The following is a 24,575-nucleotide window of genomic DNA, read 5'->3' on the forward strand; positions in this document are numbered from 1 at the left end:
CATAACACCAAACGGACCAACAGCTTCGCCGTCCCTAGTTAAAAAGCCGGGGATAATTGTATGATACGGCTTTTTACGCGGCAGCAGAAAATCATCCGAAGATTCGTCTAAGCTAAATCCTGCGCCTCTGTCATTAAAGTTGATGCCATAACCCGGTAGCACAACGCCACTTCCAAAGTCCTTGTAGTTGCTCTGGATAAATGAAACCATATTGCCATCATCATCGGCAGTACACAGATAAACAGTACCGCCGCAGAAGGGCTCTCCTGCTTCCGGCAGCAAGGCCTGCTCGCCAATCAGCGCACGGCGTTTGGCAGCATATTCCTCGCTCAGCATAGCTTCCACCTTAGTGCGCATATAGCGCGGGTCGGCAATATACTGCATGCCATCGGCAAAGGCCAGCTTCATAGCCTCAATCTGCTTATGCAGTGTTGCTACACTGTCACGGCAATCGAATTCAAAGCCTTTAAGAATATTCAAGGCCATCAGCGCCGTAATGCCGTGACCGTTTGGCGGCATCTCCCACACATCATAGCCACGATAATTAATATGCACAGGTTCAACAAATTCCGCGCGATAATCAGCCAAATCCGCCAACGTCAGGCAACCGCCGGTCTTTTCGCTGAAATCGACTATTTTTTCGGCAAGCTCACCGCGATAATAGCTTTCGCAGTAGCTTTCCGCCAACAGGCGCAGTGTTTTGGCATGGTCCGGAAGACGTACCAGCTCGCCTGTACGCGGTGCCACGCCTTTGGGCGCAAATGTTGCAAACCAAGGCGCAACAGCAGGATTATCCTTATACGGCGTCAGCGCCTCGATGCCCTCCTGCCAAAAGCGTGCTACTATCGGCGAAACAGGATAGCCGTTTTCCGCATAATCAATTGCTGGTGCAAATAATTGCGCAAATGGCAGACGACCGAAACGCTTGTGCAGCTCCGCCCAGGCTGAAGGTGCTCCCGGAACAGTCACAGCCTGCCAGCCTCTGAACGGCATTTTATCAGTATAGCCTGCAGCGCGCACTGCCTCCGCCGTCAGGTTCTGCGGCGCATAACCGCTGCCGTTAATGCCATAAAGTTTATCCTTTACCCAGACAATCGCAAAGCAGTCGCTGCCAAGTCCGTTATTCGTAGGCTCCACTACGGTCTGGCAAATTGCTGTCGCGATGGCTGCATCTACAGCGTTGCCACCCTGCTGTAAAATCTGCAGGCCGGCCTGCGATGCCAATGGCTGCGAGGTGCAGACCATACCGCGTCTGCCATAAACTACGCGACGGCGCGAAGCGTAAGGATATTGTTGTCCGTCGAATTGCATTTGCATAATTATCACTCCATAAATGATGATTAGTTGAAAAAAGCACACCTTTACAGATGTGCTTTTAATAAAAATCAAGTAATTATAAAATCTTGGACAGGAAGTTTTTGGTGCGTTCTTCTTTCGGATTGCCAAAAATCTCCTCAGGAGTTCCCTCTTCCAAAATCTTGCCGCCGTCTACGAAGCATACACGGTCGCCAACCTCACGGGCAAAGCCCATTTCGTGAGTAACAACAGCCATGGTCATGCCTTCGTTAGCCAGCTGCTTCATAACATCCAGAACCTCGTTAACCATTTCCGGATCAAGAGCACTGGTAGGCTCGTCAAACAGCAAAGCCTTCGGCTTCATGCACAGGGCACGCGCAATAGCAACACGCTGTTGCTGACCACCGCTGAGCTGGTCGGGATAATTATTGGCTTTGTCTTCCATGCCAACCTTTTTCAGGTACATATGCGCAGTCTTTTCTGCTTCATCCTTAGAAACGCCGCGTACCTTCATCGGTGCCAGCATCAGATTCTGCATAACAGTCATATGCGGGAACAGATTAAAGCGCTGGAATACCATGCCTACTTCCTTGCGGATTTCGTTGATATTAGCCTCACCGTTCAGAGGAATACCGTCGATAACAATGCTGCCACCGGTAGGCTCCTCCAAAAAGTTGATGCAGCGCAGCAGAGTACTCTTACCGCTGCCGCTGGGGCCGATAATAACAACAACCTCTTTTTCCGCAATAGTCAGGTTTACACCCTTGAGTACGTGCAGATCACCAAAGCTTTTCTTCAGATCTTTGATTACAATCATTTCCTTGCTCATTTCGTGTCAAACCTCCGCTCCAGATAACCGGTAAACCTTGCAACAGCAAAGGTCATAATCAGATAGATAATAGCTACAGCCATCCAGATTTCAAAGGAAGCGTAGGTACGGGCAATAATCAGCTGGCCGCGACGAGTCAGCTCTTCGAAACCGATAACGGAAACCAGAGAGGAATCCTTCAGCATCGCAATAAATTCATTGCCAAGAGGCGGAATGATGCGCTTGAAGGCCTGCGGCATGATGATATAGCGCATAGTCTGCGCCCAGGTCATACCGAGGCTGCGGCCTGCTTCCATCTGGCCCTTGTCGATAGACTGAATGCCTGCACGGAAGATTTCGGCAACATACGCACCGCTGTTGATGGAGCATGCGGAAATTGCTGCCACAAACGGATCAACACGGCTGCCGATAATATTAGGCAACGCAAAATACACGAGGAAGATTTGTACCAACAGCGGGGTGCCGCGGATAAAATCGACATAAACATTGGCAAAATAACGCAACGGCTTAATGCTGCACAAGCGCGCAATACCGATCATGCAGCCAATCAGCAGACCAAAGGTAACGCTCATCGCCGTAATCTCTACGGTAATAGCGGCACCGGCCAGCAAAAGCGGAAACGAATTTGCCATAAGCTCAAAATTCATATTCTCCCAATCCCTTCTAAATTCTTAGTTGCAGGCTGGAGAGAACCACTGCTTATTTTTTCTCTCCAAACCATTTAGTATAAAGCTTATCATATTCGCCGCTCTTTTTCAATTCAGCTAAAGCTTTATTTAAATCGCCAGCCAGCTTGCTGCCTTTTCTAACAGCAATACCATAAGGCTCAGCTTCCATTCTTTCACCAACAGTTTTAGCAAAGTCCTTGCCTGCTTTGGTCATATAGTATTCAATAACCGGTGCATCACCGATTACAGCATCAGCGCCGCCGTTTTTCAGCTCCAGAGAAGCCTCGTCCTGAGTATTGAATGCCTTTACTTTAGCGCCTTCAACAGTTCTGGATTTATTTTCACCGGTAGTACCGATTTGGCAGGCAATAGTTTTACCCTTCAAATCATCGATAGATTTTACATTGCTGTCTTTACGTACCATGATCATCAGACCGGAGGTGTAATAGGATTCAGTAAAATCAACAACCTTTTTACGCTCGTCGGTAATGGTCATACCGGCAATAGCAACATCAATATTGTTGGAATTCAGCGCCGGAATCAGAGCATCAAAGCCCATGCTTACCATTTCAACCTTGTAGCCCATTTGCTTGCCAAGAGCTTCAATCAGTTCAATATCAAAGCCGGTCAGATCCTTGCTGCCTTCTTTAGGAAATTCAAACGGTGCAAATACAGGCTCAGTGCCGACACGCAAAACCTTAGCGCTGTCAGCCGCCTTTTTTTCCTCACCGCCGCAGCCGGTCAGTAGCATGCTGCAGGCCATAATAGCCATCATTAAAAATACTAATACCTTTTTCATTTGTTGGTCCCCCTCATTTTTTCTTTTCTAATCTTTTAATATCAAACGGAGCACGTCCGGCAACTAAACCCTGTCGTGCTCCGTAGTGAACAAAATATTATTTCTTTACTTCACCAAACCAGGTTTTGTAAATCTTGTCATATTCACCATTTTTCTTCAACTCAGCCAAAGCCTTGTTGATTTCGCCCGCAAGCTTATCATTGCCTTTTTTAACAGCCAGACCGTATTGCTCTGCTTCCATGATATCGCCAACAGTCTTCATGCTGGTGTTGCCGCCCTGTGCCAGGTAATAACCAACTACAGGACTATCATTGATAATCGCATCAACGCCTTTGTTTTTCAGTTCCATAACAGCTTCATCATTAGTGTTGAAAGCAGTTACTTTAGCGTTAGCAACGTTTCTGGCATTCTTTTCACCGGTAGTACCGATTTGGCAGGCAATACGTTTGCCTTCCAGATCTTTAATGCTCTTAACTTCATTGTTGTCCTTATTTACCATGACAATCAGGCCGGAAGTATAATAAGGCTCAGAGAAGGTAACAGCCTTTTGACGTTCTTCATTAATGCTCATGCCTGCAGCAACAACATCAATGTTGCCGGAGTTCAGTGCCGGAATCAATGCATCAAAGCCCATGCTGACAATTTCAACCTTGTAGCCCATTTGCTTGCCGATAGCACGTGCCAGATCCATATCAAAGCCATCATAGCTTTTGCTGCCCTCTTTTTGGAATTCAAAAGGTGCAAAGGTCGGTTCTGTACCTACACGCAGTACCTTTTCCGGTTCAGCAGCTTTTTTATCGCCACCACCGCAGCCGGCAATCATCATAGAAGCAGCAGCCAAAATTGCCATAACTAAAAACAAAATCTTCTTCATCATCATTTCCCCCTTCGATATTGTAAGCCAATTTTGAGATAGGTACATTATATACCTAAATTCCCGCAAGGTAAAGTATTTTTATGAAAAAAATCGGTATAAAAATAAAAATTTGCTGCATTTTTTTTCAAAATACAGCAAACTGTAATTTAGGTAACAAAAAACAACTCAGCTGACCTGGTTTTCGCCCCCACACTCGCCTGCTGGAAGGTTCGCTCCTAAGCATTCCGCTCCCCACTACTACCTCTCTCGCCCATAATTTTTTTGCGGCAGGACTTACTTCTAAGCTGCACCGTGCTCACAGCAAAATTTTGCTGCTTACGTGGATCGTTTCGCCTGCAACTGGCATCGACTTGCAACCACAGACCTGAGTTGTCCTATCTATTATAATGGGAAAAAATTTTTTTTGCAAGTCAATAGCTCTGCATACTTTTATCTTTTGTCAAAAAGTGCTATACTATTGGTACTCAATATTGAACGGAAAAAAAGGAAACACGCTTTATGATTGCTATACCACAATGTCTGGACTTTGCGGATGCTCGCCTGACGAAGGATATCTGCGAGTTCTATTTAAGAATGCTGGAAATTAAAAACAGGGAAATTTATCTGCACAGTCAGCAGGTTGCCAATTATTCTGCCAGCACTGCCGCTAAGCTCGGTCTGCCTGCCAGCGAGGTTTCGCAGATAAAAACAGCAGCGCTGCTGCATGATATCGGTCAGCTTTCCGTACCCAATATTATTTTGGCTAAGCTGCCGTTTCTTTCTACGCGCGAACAGTCTATTTATAAACGTCACTGCATCGCAGGCGCCAGCATGCTGGAGAATATTCCCGGCTTTGATACCATCAGCGATATCATCCGCGCGCACCATGAAAAATGGGACGGCACCGGTTATCCCAAACGCCTGAAGGGACAGAACATCCCTATCGGCGCACGCATAGTCGCCGTAGCCAATTATTATGACCGCAACCTCAACCCCTGCACCCAGCATTGGCAAAAAACTCACGCCGACGCTATCATCGAGTTGCAGAACAAGGCCGGTCTGGATTTTGAACCGGCAATAGTCAAAGCCTTTATCGAATCTGTTATTCCGCAATCCTTGCGCACACAATTAAAATAGCATTGTCAGTCCTGCTAAGACCGACAATGCTATTTCTTTTTCCGAGCATCCCTGCTCCTGCGAGCCGGGATGCTTTATTTTTTATAAATTTGTAAACGCACTGCTTGTCAGATGCTCAAGCCTTCGCCGTCATCCCATTGTACAATCCCATCTGCCTTCAGCGATTCCTGCACCAGGATAACGCGTTGGTTTTCGCTGCCGCGAAAGCGCAGATTAGGATTCTTCAGCTCCAGCTTAAATTCTCCGTCAACCAATACGTCAATATAGGACAGCATTTCTTCGGTAATTTCCCAAGGTCCCAGGTTACCTGTCAGCATATCCTTTTCGAAATCATAGCCGCTGTAGCACCAGATATCCTTCTTTGGGAAGCGCTCTCTTACCTTGCGCAGGAACGGCAGCAGCGCTGCCTGGTTAGCAGGCTCGAAGGGTTCACCGCCCAAAAGCGACAGGCCGCGGATATGTTCGTTTTCCAAGAGCTCCAGCAAATGCTCTTGCGTTGTTTCCGTAAAAGGCTGACCGTAATTAAAATTCCAAGACTCCGGGTTGAAGCACCCCTTGCAATGATGTGTACAGCCGCTGACAAACAGCGATACACGCAAGCCCGGTCCGTTAGCAATATCCAGATTTTTTATTTCTGCGTAATTCATACGCCCTCACCTCGCAAATTACAGATGCATTACTCTGGCTTTGATTTCCTTAGTCTTGCCTACATTCCAGAAGTTTTCTCCCAGATAACCGCAGGTACGGCGGATAACCGTCATCTTGGAGTGATCCTTGTTGTGGCATGCGGGGCATTCCCACTCATTGTCATCATTAATGGTAATTTCACCGTCAAAGCCGCAAACATGGCAGTAATCGGATTTGGTATTAAACTCCGCATACTGGATGTTATCATAAATGAATTTGACAACCTCTTCCAATGCTTCGGTGTTGTGACGCATATTAGGAATTTCTACATAAGAAATCGCACCGCCGGAGGAAATATTCTGGAACTGGCTTTCAAATTTAAATTTGCTGAAAGCATCAATCTTCTCGCGTACATCAACATGATAGGAGTTAGTATAGTAGCCCTTATCGGTAACATCCTCAATCGTGCCGAAACGTTCCTTGTCGATACGTGCGAAGCGATAGCAAAGGCTTTCTGCCGGTGTACCGTACAGACCGAAGCCCAGGCCTGTCTGTGCCTTCCATTTATCGCAGGCACCGCGCAGACGGTTCATAACGCGCAGGGCAAAATCCTCGCCTGCAGGATCGGTATGGCTTACGCCCTTCATCAGCTTGGTAAGCTCATAGAGGCCGATATAGCCGAGAGAAATGGTAGAATAACCGTTTTCCAGATACTTGTCTATTGTTTCGCCCTTACCCAGACGGGCAATAGCACCGTACTGCCAATGTACAGGGCTGACATCGCTCTTAATGCCCTTCAGCGCATTGTGACGGCACATTAGCGCTTCAAAGCACAGCTCCAGACGCTCATCCAGCAGCTTCCAGAACTTCTGCTCATCGCCCTTGGCAACAATGCCAATCTGCGGCAGGTTCAGAGAAACTACGCCCTGATTGAAACGACCTTCGAATTTATAGTTACCGTTTTCATCCTTCCAGGGAGACAGGAAGCTGCGGCAGCCCATCGGGGAGAAAACATTGCCTTCGTAGTTTTCACGCATCTTCTTAGCGCTGATATAATCAGGATACATACGCTTAGCGCTGCATTTTACTGCCAGACGTGTAATGTAATCGTACTTGCCACCCTTCAGGCAGTTATGCTCATCCAGAACATAAACCAGTTTCGGGAAGGCCGGGGTTACATAAACGCCCTTGTCATTTTTAATGCCCTGCAGACGCTGACGCAGAATTTCTTCCACAATCATAGCGTTTTCCTTCAGATACGGATCATCCTTCTGCAGGTTCAAAAACAGGGTAACAAACGGAGATTGACCATTGGTGGTCATCAAGGTATTAATCTGATACTGAATGGTCTGTACGCCGCCCTTCAGCTCGTAGCGCAGGCGCTCATTTGTCAGACGCTCCAAAGTTTCGTCATCAATGTTGCCTCCGGAGGTTTCCTTGATGCTCTTTTTAAACTTTTCGTAGCTCTTGCGCAGATATTTGCCCAGATGACGGATATCTACAGATTGACCGCCGTACTGGCTGGAAGCAACAGAGGCAATAATCTGCGTCATAACGGTGCAGGCAACCTGGAAGCTTTTGGGGCTTTCAATCATTTTGCCGTTCATAACAGTGCCGTTATCCAGCATATCACCGATATTAATCAGGCAGCAGTTGAAAATAGGCTGAATAAAATAGTCGGCATCATGAAAATGCAGCACTCCTTCTTCATGCGCCTTGGAAATCTTGGCAGGCAGCATAATACGCTTCGTCAGATCCTTGGAAACTTCACCGGCAATCAGATCGCGCTGAGTAGCAGCCATCGTTGCATTTTTATTACTGTTTTCTTCCATAACGTCCTTATTGCTGTTGCGGATTAAGGACAGAATAGAATCGTCGGTAGTGTTGGCCTTGCGCACCAGAGCACGTTTATAACGGTAAATAATATACTGCTTTGCCAGCTCAAATTTACCTGCATCCATCAGGCTATGCTCTACCATATCCTGAATGTCTTCTACAAGCAGGCGCATACGGTTACGAGATTGTACGCTATCCGCAATTTCCTGGATTTTATCCTCCTCAATACGAAATTCCGGTTCTACGGCAGCATTGGCTTTTTGAATAGCAACGACAATCTTTGCGGCATCAAAATCTACTGTTGTGCCATCGCGCTTAATTACTTTCATAACCTTTCAGCATCCTTTCTTGTAAAAATCAAAGTTATAAATCAATATCTTCGTATAATAACTAAGAGCAAAAATCCATAAGTTATTCTTAAAATACACCTATACGTTATTCAAGGCTCTGACCGTAACGGTCAAAGCCTTGTCTTAATCATAAAAAACAGCTACGGTTCAGCGTAGCATTTTCTGTAGCTTTATTCTACCACAATATGTCGTAGGTGTCAAAGATAAATTCATCAATATGTTGATAAAATTCTTTGTAGACGATTTTTTCGCCAATTTAGCACTTAGCTTTATTTTTTCTGTTTTCAGCTATTTGCTTTACAAAAAAGTCCTGCGAGAGGAAATGTTCCGCAGAAAAACAGCTCAAAATTATCCCTTCAGCAGCGATTTTTCAAGCTGTTACCTTTGTACACGCATTGAAAAATATGGTATAATTATTTTCATCTTATTGTTTTGTTATAGGGGTGTTGTTTATGAATAATTCATCAGCAAATAATCACAGTACACGCGGCGTTCTCATGCTCACCTTGTGTGCCTTCATCTGGGGTACTGCCTTTATCGCGCAAAGCGTCGGCGGCGATTACGCCGAACCGTTAACCTTCAACTGCGCACGCAGTGTTTTGGCTACTATATTTTTGTTCGGCTGTTGCCTATTGTTCGACAAAGCGGCAGGTAAGCGCTTTACTGTTTTAGGCAGTGATGACCCTGTCTATAAAGACCGTTTGCTTAAGGGCGGCATCACCTGTGGTCTTTTCCTCTCACTCGCCTGCTTTTTCCAGCAGCTTGGCATAATGTACACCACCGTCGGCAAAAGCGGCTTTATTACAGCACTCTATATCATCCTAGTACCTGTTTTGAGTTATATCTTCTACAGATGCTCCGTTTCTCTGCTGCAGGGCATCAGTGTTGTCGTAGCAGCCGTAGGCATGTACTTCATCTGCATCAACGAAGGCTTCTCTATCAACAAAGGTGATTTATACACACTCATCTGTGCCTTCTGCTTCGCTGCACAGATTATCGCCATAGAAAATATCATTAAAAATCTTGACGGCGTGCGCCTGTCACTCATACAATTTATGACCTGCACCGTTGTCAACGGTGTGCTGATGTTTATTTTCGAAACACCATCCATGAGCAATATTATTGCAGGCTGGGCACCTATCGCCTACGCAGGCATCATGTCCAGCGGTGTAGCCTACACGCTGCAGATCGTCGGTCAAAAACATGTCAGCTCCCTGGTTGCCTGCATGCTGATGAGTCTGGAATCAGCCTTCGCACTGGTAAGCGGCTGGCTTATTTTGGGACAGGCTATGAGCAGCCGTGAAATCTTTGGCTGTGCTCTGGTATTTGCAGCTATTACACTGGCACAGCTGCCGGAGGAAATACTGGGATTAAAGAAGCTCTAAGCCTTACACTTAAAATAAATTGACAAAGAAAAAATAATTTCCTATAATAAGCAAAGTAAGAGAGATTCCTGATAGCCGTATGTCAGTCCTCTCCGGATTTGTTTTGCGAGAGACTGCCTGCGACCTCAGGCAGTCTTTTTGTTATTCTTTTATTTCCTTTTATCCATTGAGAAATTATTACTGGCAAGGAGCTGATATTATGGATCATTTTCAGATTCACGCACCTACACAAATAATCTTCGGTAAAAATACCGAAAACGAAGCAGGTAAATGGTGTAAATATTACGGTGCCCACAAGGTACTTGTACACTTCGGCGGCCACAGCGCCAAGAAAAGCGGTCTGCTGGACCGCGTCTGCGCCAGCCTGCAGGACGCAGGCCTAGAGTACGTACTGCTTGGAGGCGTTGTGCCTAATCCGCAGCTTTCCATGGTTAAGAAGGGCGTAGAACTGTGCCGTGAGGAGAACGTTGATTTTATTCTCGCAGTCGGCGGCGGCAGTGTTATCGACAGCGCCAAAGGCATTGGCTACGGCCTGGCTAACCCCGGAGATGTGTGGGATTATTACGCTAAGAAAAAAGAGATTACCGCCTGCGCTCCGCTCGGCGCTGTGCTGACTATCGCGGCAGCAGGCAGCGAAATGAGCAACTGCAGTGTTATCACCAACGAAGACGGCATGCTCAAGCGTGGCCTTTCTACCGATTACGGCTACTGCAAATTCGCTATTATGAATCCTGAGCTCACCTATACGCTGCCTGCCTACCAGACAGCCAGCGGCTGCACTGATATCATGGTACACACCTTGGAGCGTTATTTTACCGCTCCCGCAACGCATCAGCTAGCACTAATCGACGGCATCGCCGAAACATTGCTGCGCAATGTTATGCGCTATGCCAAAATTGCACTCAAGGAGCCGAATAATTACGATGCCCGCGCTGAAATTATGTGGAGCGGTACCCTGTCACACAATGAAACCACCGGCGACCGCACCTTCGGTGACTGGTCCTGCCACCAGCTGGAGCACGAGCTGAGCAGCATGTTCGGCGTTGCTCACGGCGCAGGCCTGGCAGCAGTATGGGGCAGTTGGGCACGCTACGTATATAAAGAAAACATCGGCCGCTTTGCACAGCTGGCAGCTAACGTTTTCCATATTCCCTATAACTTCCGCAATCCCGAAGCCACAGCTTTAGAAGGCATTGCTGCAATGGAAAACTTCTTCCACCATATCGGTATGCCTACCAGCATTCACGAGCTTATCGGCAAGGACCTCACAGAAGATGAAATCAAAGAGCTGGCATATAAATGCAGCTTCATGAATACGCGCACCATCGGCCAGTTTAAGGTGCTGACTATTGAAGATATGGAAAATATCTACCGCGCGGCAAAATAATCTGTTACTAAAACCAAAATGCTTCCCTTTGCGGGGAAGCATTTTTTCATCTAGTGCCGGAAATACAAAAAACTCCGTAACCCAAGGGTTACGGAGTAATTTTTATGAAGATTACATTGCTGCTTCTTCAACAGGATATACACTGATTTGGCGTTTGTCGCGGCCTTTGCGTTCAAATTTAACGCGACCTTCAACCTTAGCATAAATAGTGTAGTCCTTGCCCATGCCAACATTGTTGCCCGGATGGAATTTAGTACCACGTTGACGAACGATGATGCTGCCAGCGGTTACCAGCTGGGTGTCATGAGCTTTGGTACCCAGACGTTGTGCGTTAGAGTCACGACCGTTGTGGGAGCTACCAGTACCTTTTTTATGTGCATGTAATTGCAGAATAATTTCAAACATTACTTTCACCTCCTATGTTCTTGAATGCGAACATATTGCGGACACTGACGCGCTATTGATTCCACTCCATAAATCATGGTTTGCAATATAGCCTCTGTCAGGTCGGTAGGAGCACTGTTCAATGCTACCTCGAAGATTCCGTCCTCCTGATTAACGACATAGGACGGATTGAGTTTCAAATGTTTTTCCAAGCCAAGCAAGGGAGCCTGCGTCAGAGCGGAAACAGCGCTGCAGACAATGTCTGAGCCTTCTTCGCTATAACCTGCATGACCACTGACCTTATAGCCTGTAATCATACCCTGCCTGTTCCTGAATAAATCAACACTTACCATAAAAATTATGCGTTAATAGCGGTGATTTCAACAGTAGTGAACGGTTGACGATGACCTTGACGTTTACGGTAGTTGGATTTAGCTTTGTATTTGAAAACGAAAATCTTGTCTGCTTTGCCGTGTTCAACAACTTTAGCAACAACTTTTGCACCTTCAACTACGGGCTTGCCAATCTTAACATCAGTATCATTTACAACGGTCAGAACTTCTTCAAAAACTACTTCAGCGCCAACTTCTGCGTTCAGTTTTTCAACTTGCAGAGTTTCGCCTTCGCTTACGCGGTATTGTTTGCCACCGGTTTTGATAATTGCGTACATCTATTGCACCTCCCTTAATGATAGACTCGCCAAATACGGTACCCTGACGCCAGGGATTTTCAGAACCTCTCTGCGCGGTTGGGGACGGACCAAATCAGTCCATACTGGAATATTTTACCTTAATGTCTGCTATTTGTCAACACCGCTGTTGTCTAAAATCATAAAACTTTCTACATGCAGGGAAGCATCTGCCTCAACCTTCAGAGTGCAGGCTAATTCTCTTTCCCAGGCACGCAAATCCTTGCTTACAAGCCACTCTGCCAGCCAGGGATTAGCAGTAATCAAAAGATTTTTCGAACTGCTGCGACGCTTCAGCAAGGTACGCAGACGGCGCTTAATTTCCAAAGAAAGATTTTCTCTGCTCTGCACACGTCCGCTGCCGTTGCATACCGGGCAGGGAGTATATAATACACTGGATAAATTCTGACGCGATTTTTTTCTGGTAATCTCCACAAGATTCAGTACCGTAATATCCTGCACCTTGGGATGCATTTTATCACCCTTCAGCGCCTGCTGCAGGGAGTTCATAATCTCTCTTTTATGATTATCAGTATGCATATCAATAAAATCTACTACGATAATGCCGCCAATATCACGCAAACGCAGCTGACGCGCAATCTCCAGCGCCGCCTCGCGGTTAATCTGCATAATCGTTTCTTCCAGATTTTCGCGTCCGCTGAACTTGCCGCTGTTGACGTCAATAACAGTCATCGCCTCAGTATGGTCAATAACCAGATAACCGCCGCTAGGCAGCGTCACCTGTCTGTCGCTGATGCCGGCAACTGCTTCGCCCTGCTTATGATATTCAAAGATATCCTCCAGCCCCTGATACAGCGTTACCCTGATATCCTGTGCCTGCGGCATCTCGGCCAACAGCTCTTCTACACGTTTATAAATCGGCAGATTATCAATCACGATTTCCGTCAGCTCCGGACGCAGATAGTCGCGCACAATACGGATAGGCAGATCAAGCTCACGCCTCAGCAGACAGGGAGCCTTCGCTACACGCTCACGTGCCGCCAACACCTTCCAGCCAGCAGCCAACTCCTGCACATCACGCTCCAGAAGCTCACGCGCAACACCGGTCGCCGCCGTGCGCACCACAATTCCCATACCGGCAGGACGCACACCCTCGCAAATCATATTCAGGCGCTCGCGCTCCTCCTTATCGGTAATCTTACGCGAAATACCCACATAATCCGCCTGCGGCAGCAGTACCACGTACCGTCCCGGCAAGGTAATTTCGCGGTTAGCAGTAGGTCCTTTAGTACCGCGTGCATCCTTAGATATCTGCACTATCAGGCTTTGTCCTTCTGTAACATTCTTTTTATTGCCCAGATACAGAAATGCATTTTGCTCCAGGCCGATATCAACAAAGGCAGCCTGAATGCCACGGACTACATTGCAGACCTTACCTTTAAATATGCTGCCTACAAGATGCTGCTCTTCCTTGCGCTCTACCAGATATTCCATCAATATTCCGTTTTCAAGCAACCCCATACGGGTTTCGTCTTCGTTGGCGCTTATAATTATTTTAGCTATCATCGCTACTCTCCGCTCTTAAATAATCATGATATTATATTGTAGCATAAATTACGCCTGCTGGCAAAAGCAACGGCATTTCTGTATGTAAAAAAGCCGTTAAAGCGCATATAAGCAAAAGCTCTTAGAAAAACACCTCATTCTTGTTTCTGACATCCTTGAATGCAGCAAGCATATTATCTGTTTTTTGCTGCAATGGTAGCGGAAGAATTCTTGCCTGCTTCGGACATGCATGAACACAGGCCATGCAAAGAATGCATTTTGCTGTATCCGTAGCCATCTTGCCATCCATAATCGCAATAGCATCAGTCGGGCATATTTTAGCGCACGCTCCGCACGCTGTGCAGGATGGCAGAGAAAGCGGCGCTGCCGGCACCTTCATCTCCGGCTTATAGGGACGATTACCGGGAACCTGAACATTTTCTGCGGAAGCACTGTTCTTCACTGCTTCGGCAAATATACGTATTTCTTTTATATCCTCCGCATCCGGTCTGCCAGCGCCTACCTCGGGTACAATAGAATGCTGCGCCACAAAGGCAGCGGAAGCTATTACCGTAAAGCCGCCTTGAATCAGAATATCATTCATCTCCAGCAAAGCATCTTCATAGGCTCTGTTTCCATAAACGGCGATAGTTACGGCCTTCTTCCCCTCACCGGCAAGCGTTTTTATTTTTTCACGCACGACCAAAGGAATACGTCCGGCAAAAACCGGAGCCGCAACCACAATCAGCTCCCCCTGCGGTTGCTCCGTCGGCGTTTGCTTATCTCCCAAATCATGCCATTCTGCATCTTTGCCTACGGCAGCGGCAAAAATATCGCTTACCTTTTTTGTTCCTCCCGTGGGACTGAAATAATAAACCTCCATTTTATCTGACATTTTTCGACCTCCTTTGCTTTGTGCATACATATAATAATTTTAACTGCAGCCTCTTCAAAAAGTTTTTTCTCTTAAGCAATAATTATTCATCACCTGATATTATTGTAAAACAAAAAGCAGGATATGGCCAGCGCATAAATATGTACAAACGCAAAAATCCCTTAGCTATGAGTTTTCTACCCACAGCTAAAGGATTAGTTTTTACTATTATAATGTATCAGAAATTATTCAAACTCAATAGTAGCAGGCGGTTTGGTGGTATAGTCAAAGAGTACGCGGTTGATATGCTTAACCTCATTAACGATACGGTTAGCAGCAGTGGTAATAGTTGCCGGCGGCAGCATGGTTACTTCTGCAGTCATGAAGTCAGTAGTGGTTACCGCACGCAGAGCGATAGCATAATCATAGGTACGCTCGTCGCCCATAACGCCAACGCTGCGCATATTGGTCAGAGCTGCAAAGTACTGGCTCGGACGCTCATTCATCGGCAGCTTGTCCACCTCTTCACGATAAATTGCATCTGCATCCTGTACGATAGCAACCTTTTCCGGAGTTACATCGCCGATGATGCGGATTGCCAGACCGGGTCCCGGGAACGGCTGACGTGCTACCAAGTTTTCAGGCAATCCAAGCTCACGGCCGGATTGACGAACCTCGTCCTTAAACAGATCACGCAGAGGCTCAACGATTTCCTTGAAATCAACAAAGTCAGGCAGACCGCCAACATTATGATGGCTCTTAATAGTTGCAGATTCGCCGCCGAGGCCGCTTTCTACAACGTCAGGATAAATGGTACCCTGTGCCAGATAGTCAACAGCACCGATTTTTTTAGCTTCTTCTTCAAATACGCGAATGAATTCTTCGCCGATAATTTTGCGTTTGCCTTCCGGAGCAGTTACGCCTGCCAGTTTGCTGTAGAAGCGCTCGCGTGCGTCAACGCAGATGAAGTTGATATCGAACTGACCGCCTTCACCGAAAACAGCGCAAACCTCTTCACGCTCGTTTTTGCGCAGCAGACCGTGGTCTACAAATACGCAGGTCAGCTGCTTGCCAATAGCCTTAGCCAGCATAGCGGCACAAACGCTGGAGTCAACACCGCCGGAAAGTGCGCACAGCACCTTACCGTCGCCGATTCTTTCTTTCAGCTCAGCAACAGTCTGCTCTACGAAGGAATCCATTTTCCAGGTGCCTGCACAGCCGCAAACATTGTAAACAAAGTTGCTCAGCATCTTGGTGCCGTTTTCGGTATGCAGAACCTCGGGATGGAATTGTACGCAATATAATTTACGTGCTTCATCCTCAGCAGCAGCAACCGGGCAGTTCGGAGTGCTTGCAACAATCTTGAAGCCAGGAGCTGCAGTTTCGATATAATCGTTATGGCTCATCCAGCATACGTTTTTCTCAGACAGGCCAGCAAACATCGGGCTGGTGGTGTCAAGATCAACAACAGTTTTGCCGTATTCGCGCTCGGGAGCTACGCATACATGACCGCCGAGCATATGCATCATCAGCTGGCTGCCGTAGCAAATGCCCAGAACAGGCACGCCCCAGGTATAGATTTCCGGATCAATAGTAGGAGAATCCTCCAGATAAGCGCTGTTAGGACCACCGGTAAAAATAATACCCTTCGGATTTTTAGCCTTAATTGCTTCCAGGCTATGCTTATAGGATACGATTTCGCAGTACACACCGCTTTCACGTACGCGTCTTGCGATTAACTGGTTATACTGCCCGCCGAAGTCAATTACGAGCACCATTTCTTGTGCATTGTTTTGCATCAATCCTTCACTCTCCTTCAAAAATAAACATGCTGCTTATATAGCAGTTATGTAAAAAATTATACGTTTTTAATATATTATAGATTACCATAAACGGCATGAAAATGCAATGAAAATGCTATTTCAGCGTCATAACGTCTTGTTCTGACCTAAGTATACATCCTACTGCTCTTAAAACGTGCTTTGCTGCAATAAATAACAGTAAGCCTAAACACAAACATCCCATATTCAAATATCATTAATGACTGCTAAATTGAAATTTACAAATCTTTCAGAAAATGCTATAATATTTTTTAGGTATGTCACAAGGCTACCTAGGGAGTATTAGCTGCCAGAAATTCTAAAAAAATCTGACAGCACCTATTTTAGGAGGGATATAATGCAGCAAAATGCAGATGTGAAGGATTTAGCACAAAAAGTGATAAATCAAAACAAATCACAAAACAACAAAAGTCAATTTATTCTATGGATGGGCGCATTGGTAGTCGGCGCCATTCTCGGTTATATGGGAATCAAACCTCTGAATGAATTATTCAATTTCATCGCTACCGTTTATACACGCCTCTTCCAATTTATCGCCGTACCTACCATTGCTTTAGCCGTAATTACCACATTGGCTGCTTTGGGAAGCAAAAAAGAAACCGGCCAGATTTTTGCTCACGCCGTAGTTTACACCTTTTTGACTACTGTTTGTGCAGCAGGCATCGGTCTTGCTATCTATCTTTGGGTAGCTCCCGGCAACCTGCCAGCAGAAATTGTCGGCAGCGGCATGTCCAATGTACCTCAAAATCTTGGCAAGTTAAGCTACTATGACCACATTTTAAATGTTATTCCTAACAACATGCTGCAGCCGTTCCTCGCAGGCAACGTGCTTTCCGTAATGCTGATTGCTGCTGCTATGGGTTTAGGTCTGGCATTTATGCCTAAAACCGAAAACAGAGAAGCTCTGCTGAAAGCAGTATTAGGCTTCCAAGAGCTGCTGTTCACTCTTATTAAAGCGTTGCTGTTCGTACTGCCTCTCGGTATTCTGGCATTCGCAGGTCAGCTTTCCGCTCAGATTGAAGCCGGCGTAATCGTTGGCGCTCTGGGCAAATACACTCTGGTTATCATGGCCAGCAACTGTGTTCAGTTCTTCATCGTTCTGCCTATCTTCCTGCTGGCAAGAGGCCTGAACCCGATTGATGTATTCAAGAAAATGTCTCCGGCAGTCGCTGTTGCACTGTTCACCAAGAGCTCCGCAGGCACCCTGCCTGTAACTATGGCGTCCGCTGAACAAAACATGAAGGTTAACAAAGCTGTTTCCCGCTTTGTACTGCCTATCTGCACCACCATCAACATGAACGGCTGCGCTGCCTTCATCTTGATTACTTCCATTTTTGTAATGCAGAACGCAGGCTTCGAGCTGTCCATGACCACCATGCTTACCTGGCTGCTGGTATCCGTACTGGCTGCTGTTGGTAACGCAGGCGTACCGATGGGCTGCTACTTCCTCACCCTGTCCCTGATGAGCGGTATCGGCGCTCCTATCGGTATCATGGGTATCATCCTGCCGATTTACACCATCATCGATATGGTTGAGACCGCAGAAAACGTTTGGTCCGACTCCTGCGTTTGCGCAATGACCGACCATGACCTCAAAGGCAAAATTGCTGAAGAAGAATAAGCCATAAAGCAAATAACTGCTAATTCGCTGTGAATTAGCAGTTATTTTTTTGCAGGAAAAATAAAAACGCCGTCAGATAAACATCTAACGGCGAAAAATACATATGACCTGACTTAGCAGTAAAACTTAATCTGTTCAACCTTAAAATGCTTTTTCCATGCTGTGCAAATCATAAAAAACTGCGCTTGAACTATTTCTAAAAGCTCAGACAGGTCTTTTCTAGGAATACGCTCAGGATTACTATCTAAAATACAGCCACCATTTCTTGTTAACCATATTTTAGCAGCATTCTTACTGGGTATTCCTTTAGAAATATGCACATGTATAGGCTCATCATTTTCATTTGACCAAAAATAAACCTTATATCCTAAAATAGTAAATAAATTAGGCAATCTTTAGTCCTCCGTTCGCACCGTACTTATAGAATAGGTGCGCATTACTATGCATAAATTCATCAAACATCTTCATCTCTTCATCGGAGAAGCCTTCCCGTATAAGCCAAGTATATGACGGTAATTGACACCTGGCAGTATCAAACCCCTTTTCAGTAGGTCTTTCGAAATGAACCTCTACTTTTTTTATGCCATCCTCTTCGAATACATTAGTATAAACAATTTCTGTTCCATCAGCAAGAGTCATATAAGGATATACCATATTATACACCTCCATGAAATTATACTAAAAACGCCGTCAGATAAATATCTAACGGCGAAAAACTCATTGGAGCTGGCAATAGGAATCGAACCCACAACCTGCTGATTACAAATCAGCTGCTCTGCCAATTGAGCTATGCCAGCACAAAATTCTTTTATTATTATAAAGGATAAAGCCTGTTTTGTCAATACTTTCGCAAGCAAAGATTTTATAGCATGCTTACATGTAGAAATACCAGTAGGTTACACCGGCCAACAGTATTCTGTAAACAGCAAAGCTGGTCAGCTTGGAATTCTGCAAAAATTTCAGGAACCATAATACCGAAATATAAGCAACGATAAAGGATACAACGAAACCTATTACCAATACCTGCAAATCACCTGCAGAAAGATACTGAAGGTTTTTAAGCAGATCATAAATGCAGGCCACAAACATCAGCGGTACAGCAATCACAAAGGTATAATTTGCTGCAGCACTGCGAGTAAGGCCCACCAAGAGGCCACCGGCAATAGTACTGCCGCTGCGGGAAAAACCGGGCCACAGGGAAAGAAATTGATAAATGCCAACCCATACTGCCTGACGGATAGAAATTTTATCAACATCATCAACCAGTTCAGCCTCACGGCCTTTAGTTCTATATTCCGCAAACATCAGCAGCAGACCGCCCAAGAAAAGGCCTATTGCTACCGTAAAAGGAGAAAACAGATACTCCTTGATATAGTGGTACAGGAAGAAGGCTACCAGCATAACCGGTACGATACCGGCAGCAACATGCCAGACAGAAAGTCCTTTGTTGATATCCCAGCCATCCTTAGTAAAAAATCTGGCAAAGCGCTCTTTGTAAATAAAAACAACAGATAGAATAGCACCCAGCTGTACAAAGACATCAAAAACATCTGCCAGCTGGCCTTCAAAGCCCAAAACGTGACCGACAATAATCATATGTCCGGTAGAAGAAACCGGTAAAAATTCGGTCAGACCTTCGACAATACCTACAATAACGGCAATTAAATTTAAGTCCATGATTTACTCCCTTTCGCAAACACTAAGCCTTTTTATTATACTCTGAATCGTGCTTAACTGCAATTAAATCTCACTATTTTTTAAAATTTTTCACACTTCTTAAAGCTTCCTGATAAAAAACAGAGGACGGTGTTGCCACCATCCTCTGTAATATATAATTCTTATCTTAATCTGGGGTTAAATCTATTAATCAAGTTTAAATTAATCGCCAAAGCACAATCCCAACTGGCGTCCTGTACGGATAATTTCGCTGTCTACAGGAACCTGACGCGGTTTTGATGCTGCCTTTTGAATAAAGACGGTAACAATCTGATCATGATACAGTGAAACCATAACATTATATTCACGTCTTAGGCAAGCCTCTGCTGCTGCCACGCCGTAACGCGTCGACAGCACACGGTCAAACGCTGTAGGCGAACCGCCACGCTGCAAATAACCTAATACAGTGCAACGTGATTCGATGCCTGTCTGCTCTTCAATAGCCTGCGCCACCTTTTCGCCTGCACCGCCAAGGCGGATTGGCTCAAAGCTGCCCTCAACCATACGTGCGATTGACATCTCGCCACCCTCAGGGCGTGCGCCTTCGGCAACAACAACAATACTAAAATTCTTTCCGGCAGCCTTGCGTGCCTGAATCTTAGCAATCACCGGCTCCAGCTTGTAAGGAATTTCCGGTAGCAAAATAACGTCCGCACCGCCGGCAATACCACTGTGCAAAGCAATCCAGCCGGCATAACGGCCCATAACCTCCAACACCATAACACGGTGATGTGATTCGGCTGTAGTATGCAGTCTGTCAAGCGCTTCGGTAGCCATAGCCATAGCAGTATCAAAGCCGAATGTCCGCTCTGTGCAGGGCAAATCATTATCAATGGTCTTAGGTACGCCGACAACCTTAATATCACATTCACGCGCCAGCTCGGCACCAATATTCAGGCTACCGTCACCGCCGATAACAACCAAGGCTTCTATATCGTATTTACGCAGGTTTTCAATAACCTTTTCGCGCATATCCTTATATACAAGCTCACCATTTTCTTCAACAGCAAAATGGAAGGGATTATCACGGTTCGTGGTTCCTAAAATTGTTCCGCCGCGCGGTAAAATACCCGATACTGCAACATAATCCATTAATTTCAGATTATCGTTTATCAGGCCGTTAAAGCCATTGAGTACACCATAAACCTCACAATCGTTCTGCAGGAAGGTTTTTACAACCGCACGGATTACAGCGTTTAATCCCGGGCAGTCACCTCCGCCGGTCAAAACAGCAAAGCGACGTTTTTTCTGCTCCATATCAAGCCTCCGCTTATTAACTATTAACCTTCTACGTTCCAGATCTTAAAGCCATCGGGGCTGATACGGATAGCTTCAGTACCGTCAAATTTGTCATAGCACAGGTTACCGTTATCAATGTATCCGGGCCATGCGGTTACGATGGTAAACTTTTTGCTCAGCTTACGCATCAGACTGTCGGTATTGATGTGGAATACAGGTACAAACAAAGTCTGCAGTCTGTCAAGAATGATAACATCTGCATTGTAGCTTGCCAGAATATCAGCAAACATATCAGGAGCATACAAGCCTCTGTCAGCAGCCGGAATTGCCAGGAATTCCTCACTGATCAGCATACGGCAGTCAACGTAGGTCCATTTTTGAGATTCTGCAGCTTCACGTAAAACTTTGCTCTTGCCACTGCCCGGTTTACCGGTAACAATAACAACATTTCCTTTGTCGGCCTGAGCCTCTGCTACAACCTTCACTAATTCTTCAACTTGATTCATCTGAAAAACCTCCTCTAACACCGAAGTGTCAATTTTTCTTTACTGACTTGTTAATATATCTATTCGCTATACTTGTCAAAAATCCTCTTAATAAAAAAACACCATTCTGAAAATTTCAAAATGATGTAGATTTTTGTTACAGTTTTATCAATTATCCGCTTTTTCAGGAATTTTTATTTTTGAAACGCTCATACGGATCAATAGCCAGCAGTCCGCTGTAAACTGTACGCAGATCAGTAATATCTCCTTTGCTGATGATATATTTTTCAAGTTTACGCTTTACACGCTGCAGCGCATTATCAATAGATTTGATATGACGCCCCAGCTCAGCAGCAATTTCCTGATAGGATTTGCCATCAAGATAGCTCATCAGAACCTTCCATTCCAGGTCACTGAGAATATCATTCATCTTGCTTTCAATATCGCTGAATTCCTCACGGCTGATAATCATATCCTCCGGATTAGCAACCTTCACACCGCTGATGACATCCAGCAGCGTGCGGTCACTGTCCTCCTCATAAATAGGCTTGTTAAGCGATACATAGGAGTTGAGAGGGATATGCTTCTGTCTGGTAGCAGTCTTTATCGCCGTAATAATCTGCCTTGTTACACACAGCTCGGCAAACGCACGGAACGATGCCTGCTTATCGGCACGAAAATCACGAATAGCCTTATAAAGACCGATCATGCCTTCCTGAATAATATCTTCACGCTCGGCACCTATTAAAAAATAGCTGCGAGCCTTGGCTCTGACGAAGTTTCTGTATTTATGCAGCAGATATTCCTGTGCTAAAACATTATCATGCTGTTGTGATTCTAAAACGATTTCCTCATCAGTCATTTTTGCAAAAGCGTCATTGGGATCGTTTTGCATTACAGTATCTGTAGCCATCAATAGCATATCCTCCGTCTGTTTATCTATCTGCCACTGTCTTGCAAAACAGTTATTGCAAATATCTTCATAATAAAAGCATCAGTGTTTTTATTATATCCTGCCTGGTGTTTTCCGTCAACTTTTCTCCCGACGCAATTTTTCCAGATGAGCCAGCACATGCCCGCTCACCCTTCCGCCAAGCTCGTTTCGGTTTAAAGCCCGTCTGGGGACATGCAGACGCTCGGCAATTTCCTTCTTAGTCTTATAATACTGCTCGCGGAATTCGCGGGAGGAAATGCGGTACGCACCTGCTCCCAAAATGTTAATCTGCTCCGCGTAGTCACTGGTTACAACGAAAACCTTTGCCTGTACACGTCTAAGCTCGTAGGCTCTGCGTTCAATCCAGGAATCTGCCGTTTCTCCCTCATCGGTAAATATAACGTCAATGCCATGAATTTTTTCGGAAGCAGCAGCGCCTGCCACCTCCTGAGCATCAAAAACTACGACAGCACGATAGCCTTTAAAGGCAGCATATTCTGCCACACCCGCTACCAGCAGCTCGCGTGCATGCTCCAGGTTTTCCTGGCGCAGCTGGGCAAAATCCTTCCAGGCGTTAATTACATTATACCCATCAATTATCAGATATTCGCCCATGCCTTCACCTCTTTAGAATTGATGTCGTTGACGTACTACCTCGTACATCAGGACAGCTCCCGCAGCCGATGCGTTCAAAGAATTAACGCCGCCGTTCATCGGAATGCTGACAACATCATCACATTTTTGTTTTACCAGTCGGCCTAAGCCTCTGCCTTCAGCGCCGATTACCAGTACAATCGGACCGCTCATATTGGCAGCATAAAAATCAACGCCATCCATATCAGCGCCGACAACCCAGCAGCCACGCTGCTTAAGCTCTTCGATAGTCTGAGCGATATTGCCGATTTGCACAACAGGTACATATTCTACCGCACCTGCGGAAATCTTGGCTACAACAGCGTTCAGCGGACAGCTGCGGCGACGCGGCATCAGCACGCCATGCACTCCTGCAGCATCGGCACTGCGGATAAGCGCGCCCACGTTTTGCGGGTCCTGCAGCTCATCCAAAAGCAAAATAAACGGCTCTTCATTTTTTCCTGCCGCACGGGCAAAAACATCATCCAGAGTACGGAAAGCAATCGGGGCAGCCAAAGCAGCTACGCCCTGATGACGCAAGCCCTTAGCCAGCTTATCCAGCTTTTCGGCCTTTACTGTTTCTACAGGTACACCCTTTTGCTTTGCCAAAGCAATGATTTCGCCCAGACTGCCGCCATGAGCGCCTTCCTGCAAAAGTATTTTGTTTATTGAACGCTGACTGCGCAAGGCTTCACTAACCGCATTACGTCCAGCTATTAAATCATTATTCTGCTCAGCCATAGTTTCTCCTTACTGCTTTTGCTTTTGCTCTGCCTTGGTTTTTGCCGCCAAAATTGCCTGCAGACGTCCGCAGGACATAGCGCCCTCGTGACAAACGCCCTCAGATACACAGGTCGGACCTGCATTTTCAAAAATAACCGGTGCTACAGCCTGACATTGGCGCAGCATCTCATTAGCTAGCGCACGGATTTCCCATTGTGCACGGGTGCAGCAGCGCAGGCTGAAGAAGTTCAGCAAGGAGCGTGCATTAAACGTGCAGACAATTTTCGTTTCAGTTGCGTTAGGCAGAATATAACGGGCATCCTCAGCCGGAATATCAAGCGCGATAAACTCATCATACATTGCCTGAATCTCAGTCATCAGCTTGTCAAATTTAGCCTTAGCCTCAGGCTTAGAAGCAATGGAAGCAGGCACGATTGTTTCAAAATCATGCTCTTTCACATAGCGCTGAGATTGCTGGGAATAAGAAGCAATACGGTGGCGCACCAGCTGATGTGTCAAAACGCGTGATACACCTTCGATAGCAAAGGTAAAGGTAACATGCTCCAATGTGGACAAGTGCCCCATGCTTACCAATTTGCGTACCAGACTTGCTGCCTGCTCATCACTGATTTTTTCTTCCAGCTGAGCAGCACCAATCGGTGAATAGCACAGACGTGCGCTCATAGCCACAGTACGCTCCGGCTCCGGCGTATGACGTACTAATTTTACCATCATATTTATCATCTCCTCTCTTTTCAACT

26 protein-coding genes and 1 tRNA gene are annotated in these 24,575 nt (G+C 45.9%); 4 read left to right on the forward strand and 23 right to left on the reverse strand.

Annotation, left to right across the window (positions count from 1 at the left end; translation table 11 throughout):
• The 5 genes from BN587_RS07995 to BN587_RS08015 form a co-directional block, all read right to left on the reverse strand.
• Positions 1-1,311, reverse strand: a 1,311-nt coding sequence (locus tag BN587_RS07995; protein ID WP_044484607.1) for a gamma-glutamyltransferase family protein, incomplete at its 3' end; no start/stop codon positions are given.
• A gap of 82 nt (positions 1,312-1,393) precedes the next feature.
• Positions 1,394-2,113, reverse strand: coding sequence for an amino acid ABC transporter ATP-binding protein (locus BN587_RS08000; protein WP_044484609.1), 720 nt, complete (start codon positions 2,111-2,113; stop codon positions 1,394-1,396).
• Positions 2,114-2,121: 8 nt separating this feature from the next.
• Positions 2,122-2,772: an amino acid ABC transporter permease gene (locus tag BN587_RS08005; RefSeq protein WP_009146117.1), complete on the reverse strand. Its 651-nt coding sequence runs from the start codon at positions 2,770-2,772 to the stop codon at positions 2,122-2,124.
• A 52-nt stretch (positions 2,773-2,824) separates the two neighbouring features.
• Positions 2,825-3,592, reverse strand: coding sequence for a basic amino acid ABC transporter substrate-binding protein (locus BN587_RS08010; RefSeq protein WP_021720608.1), 768 nt, complete (start codon positions 3,590-3,592; stop codon positions 2,825-2,827).
• Between the two features lie 97 nt (positions 3,593-3,689).
• Positions 3,690-4,469 (reverse strand): basic amino acid ABC transporter substrate-binding protein, encoded by a 780-nt coding sequence (locus BN587_RS08015; protein ID WP_021720609.1) that lies wholly within the window; start codon positions 4,467-4,469, stop codon positions 3,690-3,692.
• Between the two features lie 498 nt (positions 4,470-4,967).
• Between BN587_RS08015 and BN587_RS08020 the strand changes: the two genes are divergently transcribed.
• Complete coding sequence (locus tag BN587_RS08020) at positions 4,968-5,585, forward strand: HD-GYP domain-containing protein (RefSeq protein WP_021720610.1); 618 nt, start codon at positions 4,968-4,970, stop codon at positions 5,583-5,585.
• A gap of 107 nt (positions 5,586-5,692) precedes the next feature.
• Here the strand turns inward: BN587_RS08020 and nrdG are convergent, their stop codons facing one another.
• Together nrdG and nrdD are read right to left on the reverse strand one after the other, a co-directional pair.
• The gene (gene nrdG, locus BN587_RS08025; protein WP_021720611.1) at positions 5,693-6,232 is read right to left on the reverse strand and encodes an anaerobic ribonucleoside-triphosphate reductase activating protein; all 540 of its coding nucleotides are present in this window, start codon (positions 6,230-6,232) and stop codon (positions 5,693-5,695) included.
• An 18-nt stretch (positions 6,233-6,250) separates the two neighbouring features.
• Complete coding sequence (nrdD, locus tag BN587_RS08030; protein WP_021720612.1) at positions 6,251-8,377, reverse strand: anaerobic ribonucleoside-triphosphate reductase; 2,127 nt, start codon at positions 8,375-8,377, stop codon at positions 6,251-6,253.
• Positions 8,378-8,850: 473 nt separating this feature from the next.
• Here nrdD and BN587_RS08040 point away from each other — a divergent pair, with 473 nt between their 5' ends.
• Both BN587_RS08040 and BN587_RS08045 read left to right on the forward strand, forming a co-directional pair.
• Positions 8,851-9,783, forward strand: coding sequence for a DMT family transporter (locus BN587_RS08040; RefSeq protein WP_021720613.1), 933 nt, complete (start codon positions 8,851-8,853; stop codon positions 9,781-9,783).
• Between the two features lie 199 nt (positions 9,784-9,982).
• On the forward strand, positions 9,983-11,170 hold the full coding sequence (locus BN587_RS08045; protein WP_021720614.1) for an iron-containing alcohol dehydrogenase: 1,188 nt from the start codon (positions 9,983-9,985) through the stop codon (positions 11,168-11,170).
• Between the two features lie 111 nt (positions 11,171-11,281).
• On the opposite strand, the gene rpmA is transcribed toward BN587_RS08045, so the two are convergent.
• The 6 genes from rpmA to guaA all read right to left on the reverse strand — a co-directional run bounded on the left by rpmA (position 11,282) and on the right by guaA (position 16,421).
• Positions 11,282-11,575 carry a 50S ribosomal protein L27 gene (rpmA, locus tag BN587_RS08050; RefSeq protein WP_021720615.1) on the reverse strand — a complete coding sequence of 98 codons (294 nt, stop codon included), beginning with the start codon at positions 11,573-11,575 and terminating at the stop codon, positions 11,282-11,284.
• Between the two features lie 5 nt (positions 11,576-11,580).
• Positions 11,581-11,907 (reverse strand): ribosomal-processing cysteine protease Prp, encoded by a 327-nt coding sequence (locus tag BN587_RS08055; RefSeq protein ID WP_009145438.1) that lies wholly within the window; start codon positions 11,905-11,907, stop codon positions 11,581-11,583.
• Between the two features lie 5 nt (positions 11,908-11,912).
• Positions 11,913-12,224, reverse strand: a complete 312-nt coding sequence (gene rplU, locus BN587_RS08060; RefSeq protein ID WP_021720617.1) for a 50S ribosomal protein L21 — start codon at positions 12,222-12,224, stop codon at positions 11,913-11,915.
• A 129-nt stretch (positions 12,225-12,353) separates the two neighbouring features.
• Positions 12,354-13,769 (reverse strand): Rne/Rng family ribonuclease, encoded by a 1,416-nt coding sequence (locus tag BN587_RS08065; RefSeq protein WP_021720618.1) that lies wholly within the window; start codon positions 13,767-13,769, stop codon positions 12,354-12,356.
• Between the two features lie 121 nt (positions 13,770-13,890).
• Positions 13,891-14,643, reverse strand: a complete 753-nt coding sequence (locus tag BN587_RS08070) for an EFR1 family ferrodoxin (protein ID WP_021720619.1) — start codon at positions 14,641-14,643, stop codon at positions 13,891-13,893.
• Between the two features lie 224 nt (positions 14,644-14,867).
• Positions 14,868-16,421 (reverse strand): glutamine-hydrolyzing GMP synthase, encoded by a 1,554-nt coding sequence (gene guaA, locus BN587_RS08075; protein WP_021720620.1) that lies wholly within the window; start codon positions 16,419-16,421, stop codon positions 14,868-14,870.
• 379 nt (positions 16,422-16,800) lie between these two features.
• Between guaA and BN587_RS08080 the strand changes: the two genes are divergently transcribed.
• Positions 16,801-18,084, forward strand: a complete 1,284-nt coding sequence (locus BN587_RS08080; RefSeq protein WP_021720621.1) for a dicarboxylate/amino acid:cation symporter — start codon at positions 16,801-16,803, stop codon at positions 18,082-18,084.
• 113 nt (positions 18,085-18,197) lie between these two features.
• Here BN587_RS08080 and BN587_RS08085 read toward each other — a convergent pair whose 3' ends face one another.
• The 10 genes from BN587_RS08085 to thyX all read right to left on the reverse strand — a co-directional run bounded on the left by BN587_RS08085 (position 18,198) and on the right by thyX (position 24,549).
• The gene (locus BN587_RS08085) at positions 18,198-18,476 is read right to left on the reverse strand and encodes a DUF4160 domain-containing protein (RefSeq protein ID WP_021720622.1); all 279 of its coding nucleotides are present in this window, start codon (positions 18,474-18,476) and stop codon (positions 18,198-18,200) included.
• A complete protein-coding gene (locus BN587_RS08090; protein WP_021720623.1) occupies positions 18,469-18,738 on the reverse strand; it encodes a hypothetical protein in 270 nt (89 codons plus the stop codon). Before BN587_RS08090 ends, BN587_RS08085 begins: the two co-directional genes overlap by 8 nt.
• Before the next feature lie 67 nt (positions 18,739-18,805).
• A tRNA-Thr gene (locus tag BN587_RS08095) sits at positions 18,806-18,881 on the reverse strand.
• Between the two features lie 76 nt (positions 18,882-18,957).
• Positions 18,958-19,761 (reverse strand): undecaprenyl-diphosphate phosphatase, encoded by an 804-nt coding sequence (locus BN587_RS08100; protein WP_021720624.1) that lies wholly within the window; start codon positions 19,759-19,761, stop codon positions 18,958-18,960.
• Between the two features lie 201 nt (positions 19,762-19,962).
• On the reverse strand, positions 19,963-21,057 hold the full coding sequence (locus BN587_RS08105; protein ID WP_021720625.1) for a 6-phosphofructokinase: 1,095 nt from the start codon (positions 21,055-21,057) through the stop codon (positions 19,963-19,965).
• A gap of 23 nt (positions 21,058-21,080) precedes the next feature.
• Entirely contained in the window at positions 21,081-21,545 is a 465-nt protein-coding gene (gene brxF, locus BN587_RS08110) for a BREX-3 system P-loop-containing protein BrxF (protein ID WP_021720626.1), read from the reverse strand.
• 163 nt (positions 21,546-21,708) lie between these two features.
• Positions 21,709-22,446, reverse strand: a complete 738-nt coding sequence (sigH, locus tag BN587_RS08115; protein ID WP_009145428.1) for an RNA polymerase sporulation sigma factor SigH — start codon at positions 22,444-22,446, stop codon at positions 21,709-21,711.
• Between the two features lie 108 nt (positions 22,447-22,554).
• Positions 22,555-23,073 (reverse strand): NYN domain-containing protein, encoded by a 519-nt coding sequence (locus BN587_RS08120; protein WP_021720628.1) that lies wholly within the window; start codon positions 23,071-23,073, stop codon positions 22,555-22,557.
• A gap of 12 nt (positions 23,074-23,085) precedes the next feature.
• On the reverse strand, positions 23,086-23,832 hold the full coding sequence (gene rlmB, locus BN587_RS08125) for a 23S rRNA (guanosine(2251)-2'-O)-methyltransferase RlmB (RefSeq protein ID WP_021720629.1): 747 nt from the start codon (positions 23,830-23,832) through the stop codon (positions 23,086-23,088).
• Between the two features lie 9 nt (positions 23,833-23,841).
• Positions 23,842-24,549 (reverse strand): FAD-dependent thymidylate synthase, encoded by a 708-nt coding sequence (gene thyX / locus BN587_RS08130; RefSeq protein ID WP_021720630.1) that lies wholly within the window; start codon positions 24,547-24,549, stop codon positions 23,842-23,844.
• Positions 24,550-24,575 lie beyond the last annotated feature (26 nt).

Origin of the sequence: Phascolarctobacterium succinatutens CAG:287 (assembly GCF_000434895.1) — a bacterium.
In the GTDB taxonomy this organism is placed as follows: Bacteria; Bacillota; Negativicutes; order Acidaminococcales; family Acidaminococcaceae; genus Phascolarctobacterium_A; species Phascolarctobacterium_A succinatutens_A.

Coding starts and splice junctions, on each gene's coding strand:
- BN587_RS08000 (WP_044484609.1), bottom strand. CDS start 2,113: ATGATTGTAATCAAAGATCTGAAGAAAAGCTTTGGTGATCTGCACGTA.
- BN587_RS08005 (WP_009146117.1), bottom strand. CDS start 2,772: ATGAATTTTGAGCTTATGGCAAATTCGTTTCCGCTTTTGCTGGCCGGT.
- BN587_RS08010 (WP_021720608.1), bottom strand. CDS start 3,592: ATGAAAAAGGTATTAGTATTTTTAATGATGGCTATTATGGCCTGCAGC.
- BN587_RS08015 (WP_021720609.1), bottom strand. CDS start 4,469: ATGATGAAGAAGATTTTGTTTTTAGTTATGGCAATTTTGGCTGCTGCT.
- BN587_RS08020 (WP_021720610.1), top strand. CDS start 4,968: ATGATTGCTATACCACAATGTCTGGACTTTGCGGATGCTCGCCTGACG.
- nrdG (WP_021720611.1), bottom strand. CDS start 6,232: ATGAATTACGCAGAAATAAAAAATCTGGATATTGCTAACGGACCGGGC.
- nrdD (WP_021720612.1), bottom strand. CDS start 8,377: ATGAAAGTAATTAAGCGCGATGGCACAACAGTAGATTTTGATGCCGCA.
- BN587_RS08040 (WP_021720613.1), top strand. CDS start 8,851: ATGAATAATTCATCAGCAAATAATCACAGTACACGCGGCGTTCTCATG.
- BN587_RS08045 (WP_021720614.1), top strand. CDS start 9,983: ATGGATCATTTTCAGATTCACGCACCTACACAAATAATCTTCGGTAAA.
- rpmA (WP_021720615.1), bottom strand. CDS start 11,575: ATGTTTGAAATTATTCTGCAATTACATGCACATAAAAAAGGTACTGGT.
- BN587_RS08055 (WP_009145438.1), bottom strand. CDS start 11,907: ATGGTAAGTGTTGATTTATTCAGGAACAGGCAGGGTATGATTACAGGC.
- rplU (WP_021720617.1), bottom strand. CDS start 12,224: ATGTACGCAATTATCAAAACCGGTGGCAAACAATACCGCGTAAGCGAA.
- BN587_RS08065 (WP_021720618.1), bottom strand. CDS start 13,769: ATGATAGCTAAAATAATTATAAGCGCCAACGAAGACGAAACCCGTATG.
- BN587_RS08070 (WP_021720619.1), bottom strand. CDS start 14,643: ATGTCAGATAAAATGGAGGTTTATTATTTCAGTCCCACGGGAGGAACA.
- guaA (WP_021720620.1), bottom strand. CDS start 16,421: ATGCAAAACAATGCACAAGAAATGGTGCTCGTAATTGACTTCGGCGGG.
- BN587_RS08080 (WP_021720621.1), top strand. CDS start 16,801: ATGCAGCAAAATGCAGATGTGAAGGATTTAGCACAAAAAGTGATAAAT.
- BN587_RS08090 (WP_021720623.1), bottom strand. CDS start 18,738: ATGGTATATCCTTATATGACTCTTGCTGATGGAACAGAAATTGTTTAT.
- BN587_RS08100 (WP_021720624.1), bottom strand. CDS start 19,761: ATGGACTTAAATTTAATTGCCGTTATTGTAGGTATTGTCGAAGGTCTG.
- BN587_RS08105 (WP_021720625.1), bottom strand. CDS start 21,057: ATGGAGCAGAAAAAACGTCGCTTTGCTGTTTTGACCGGCGGAGGTGAC.
- brxF (WP_021720626.1), bottom strand. CDS start 21,545: ATGAATCAAGTTGAAGAATTAGTGAAGGTTGTAGCAGAGGCTCAGGCC.
- sigH (WP_009145428.1), bottom strand. CDS start 22,446: ATGCTATTGATGGCTACAGATACTGTAATGCAAAACGATCCCAATGAC.
- BN587_RS08120 (WP_021720628.1), bottom strand. CDS start 23,073: ATGGGCGAATATCTGATAATTGATGGGTATAATGTAATTAACGCCTGG.
- rlmB (WP_021720629.1), bottom strand. CDS start 23,832: ATGGCTGAGCAGAATAATGATTTAATAGCTGGACGTAATGCGGTTAGT.
- thyX (WP_021720630.1), bottom strand. CDS start 24,549: ATGATGGTAAAATTAGTACGTCATACGCCGGAGCCGGAGCGTACTGTG.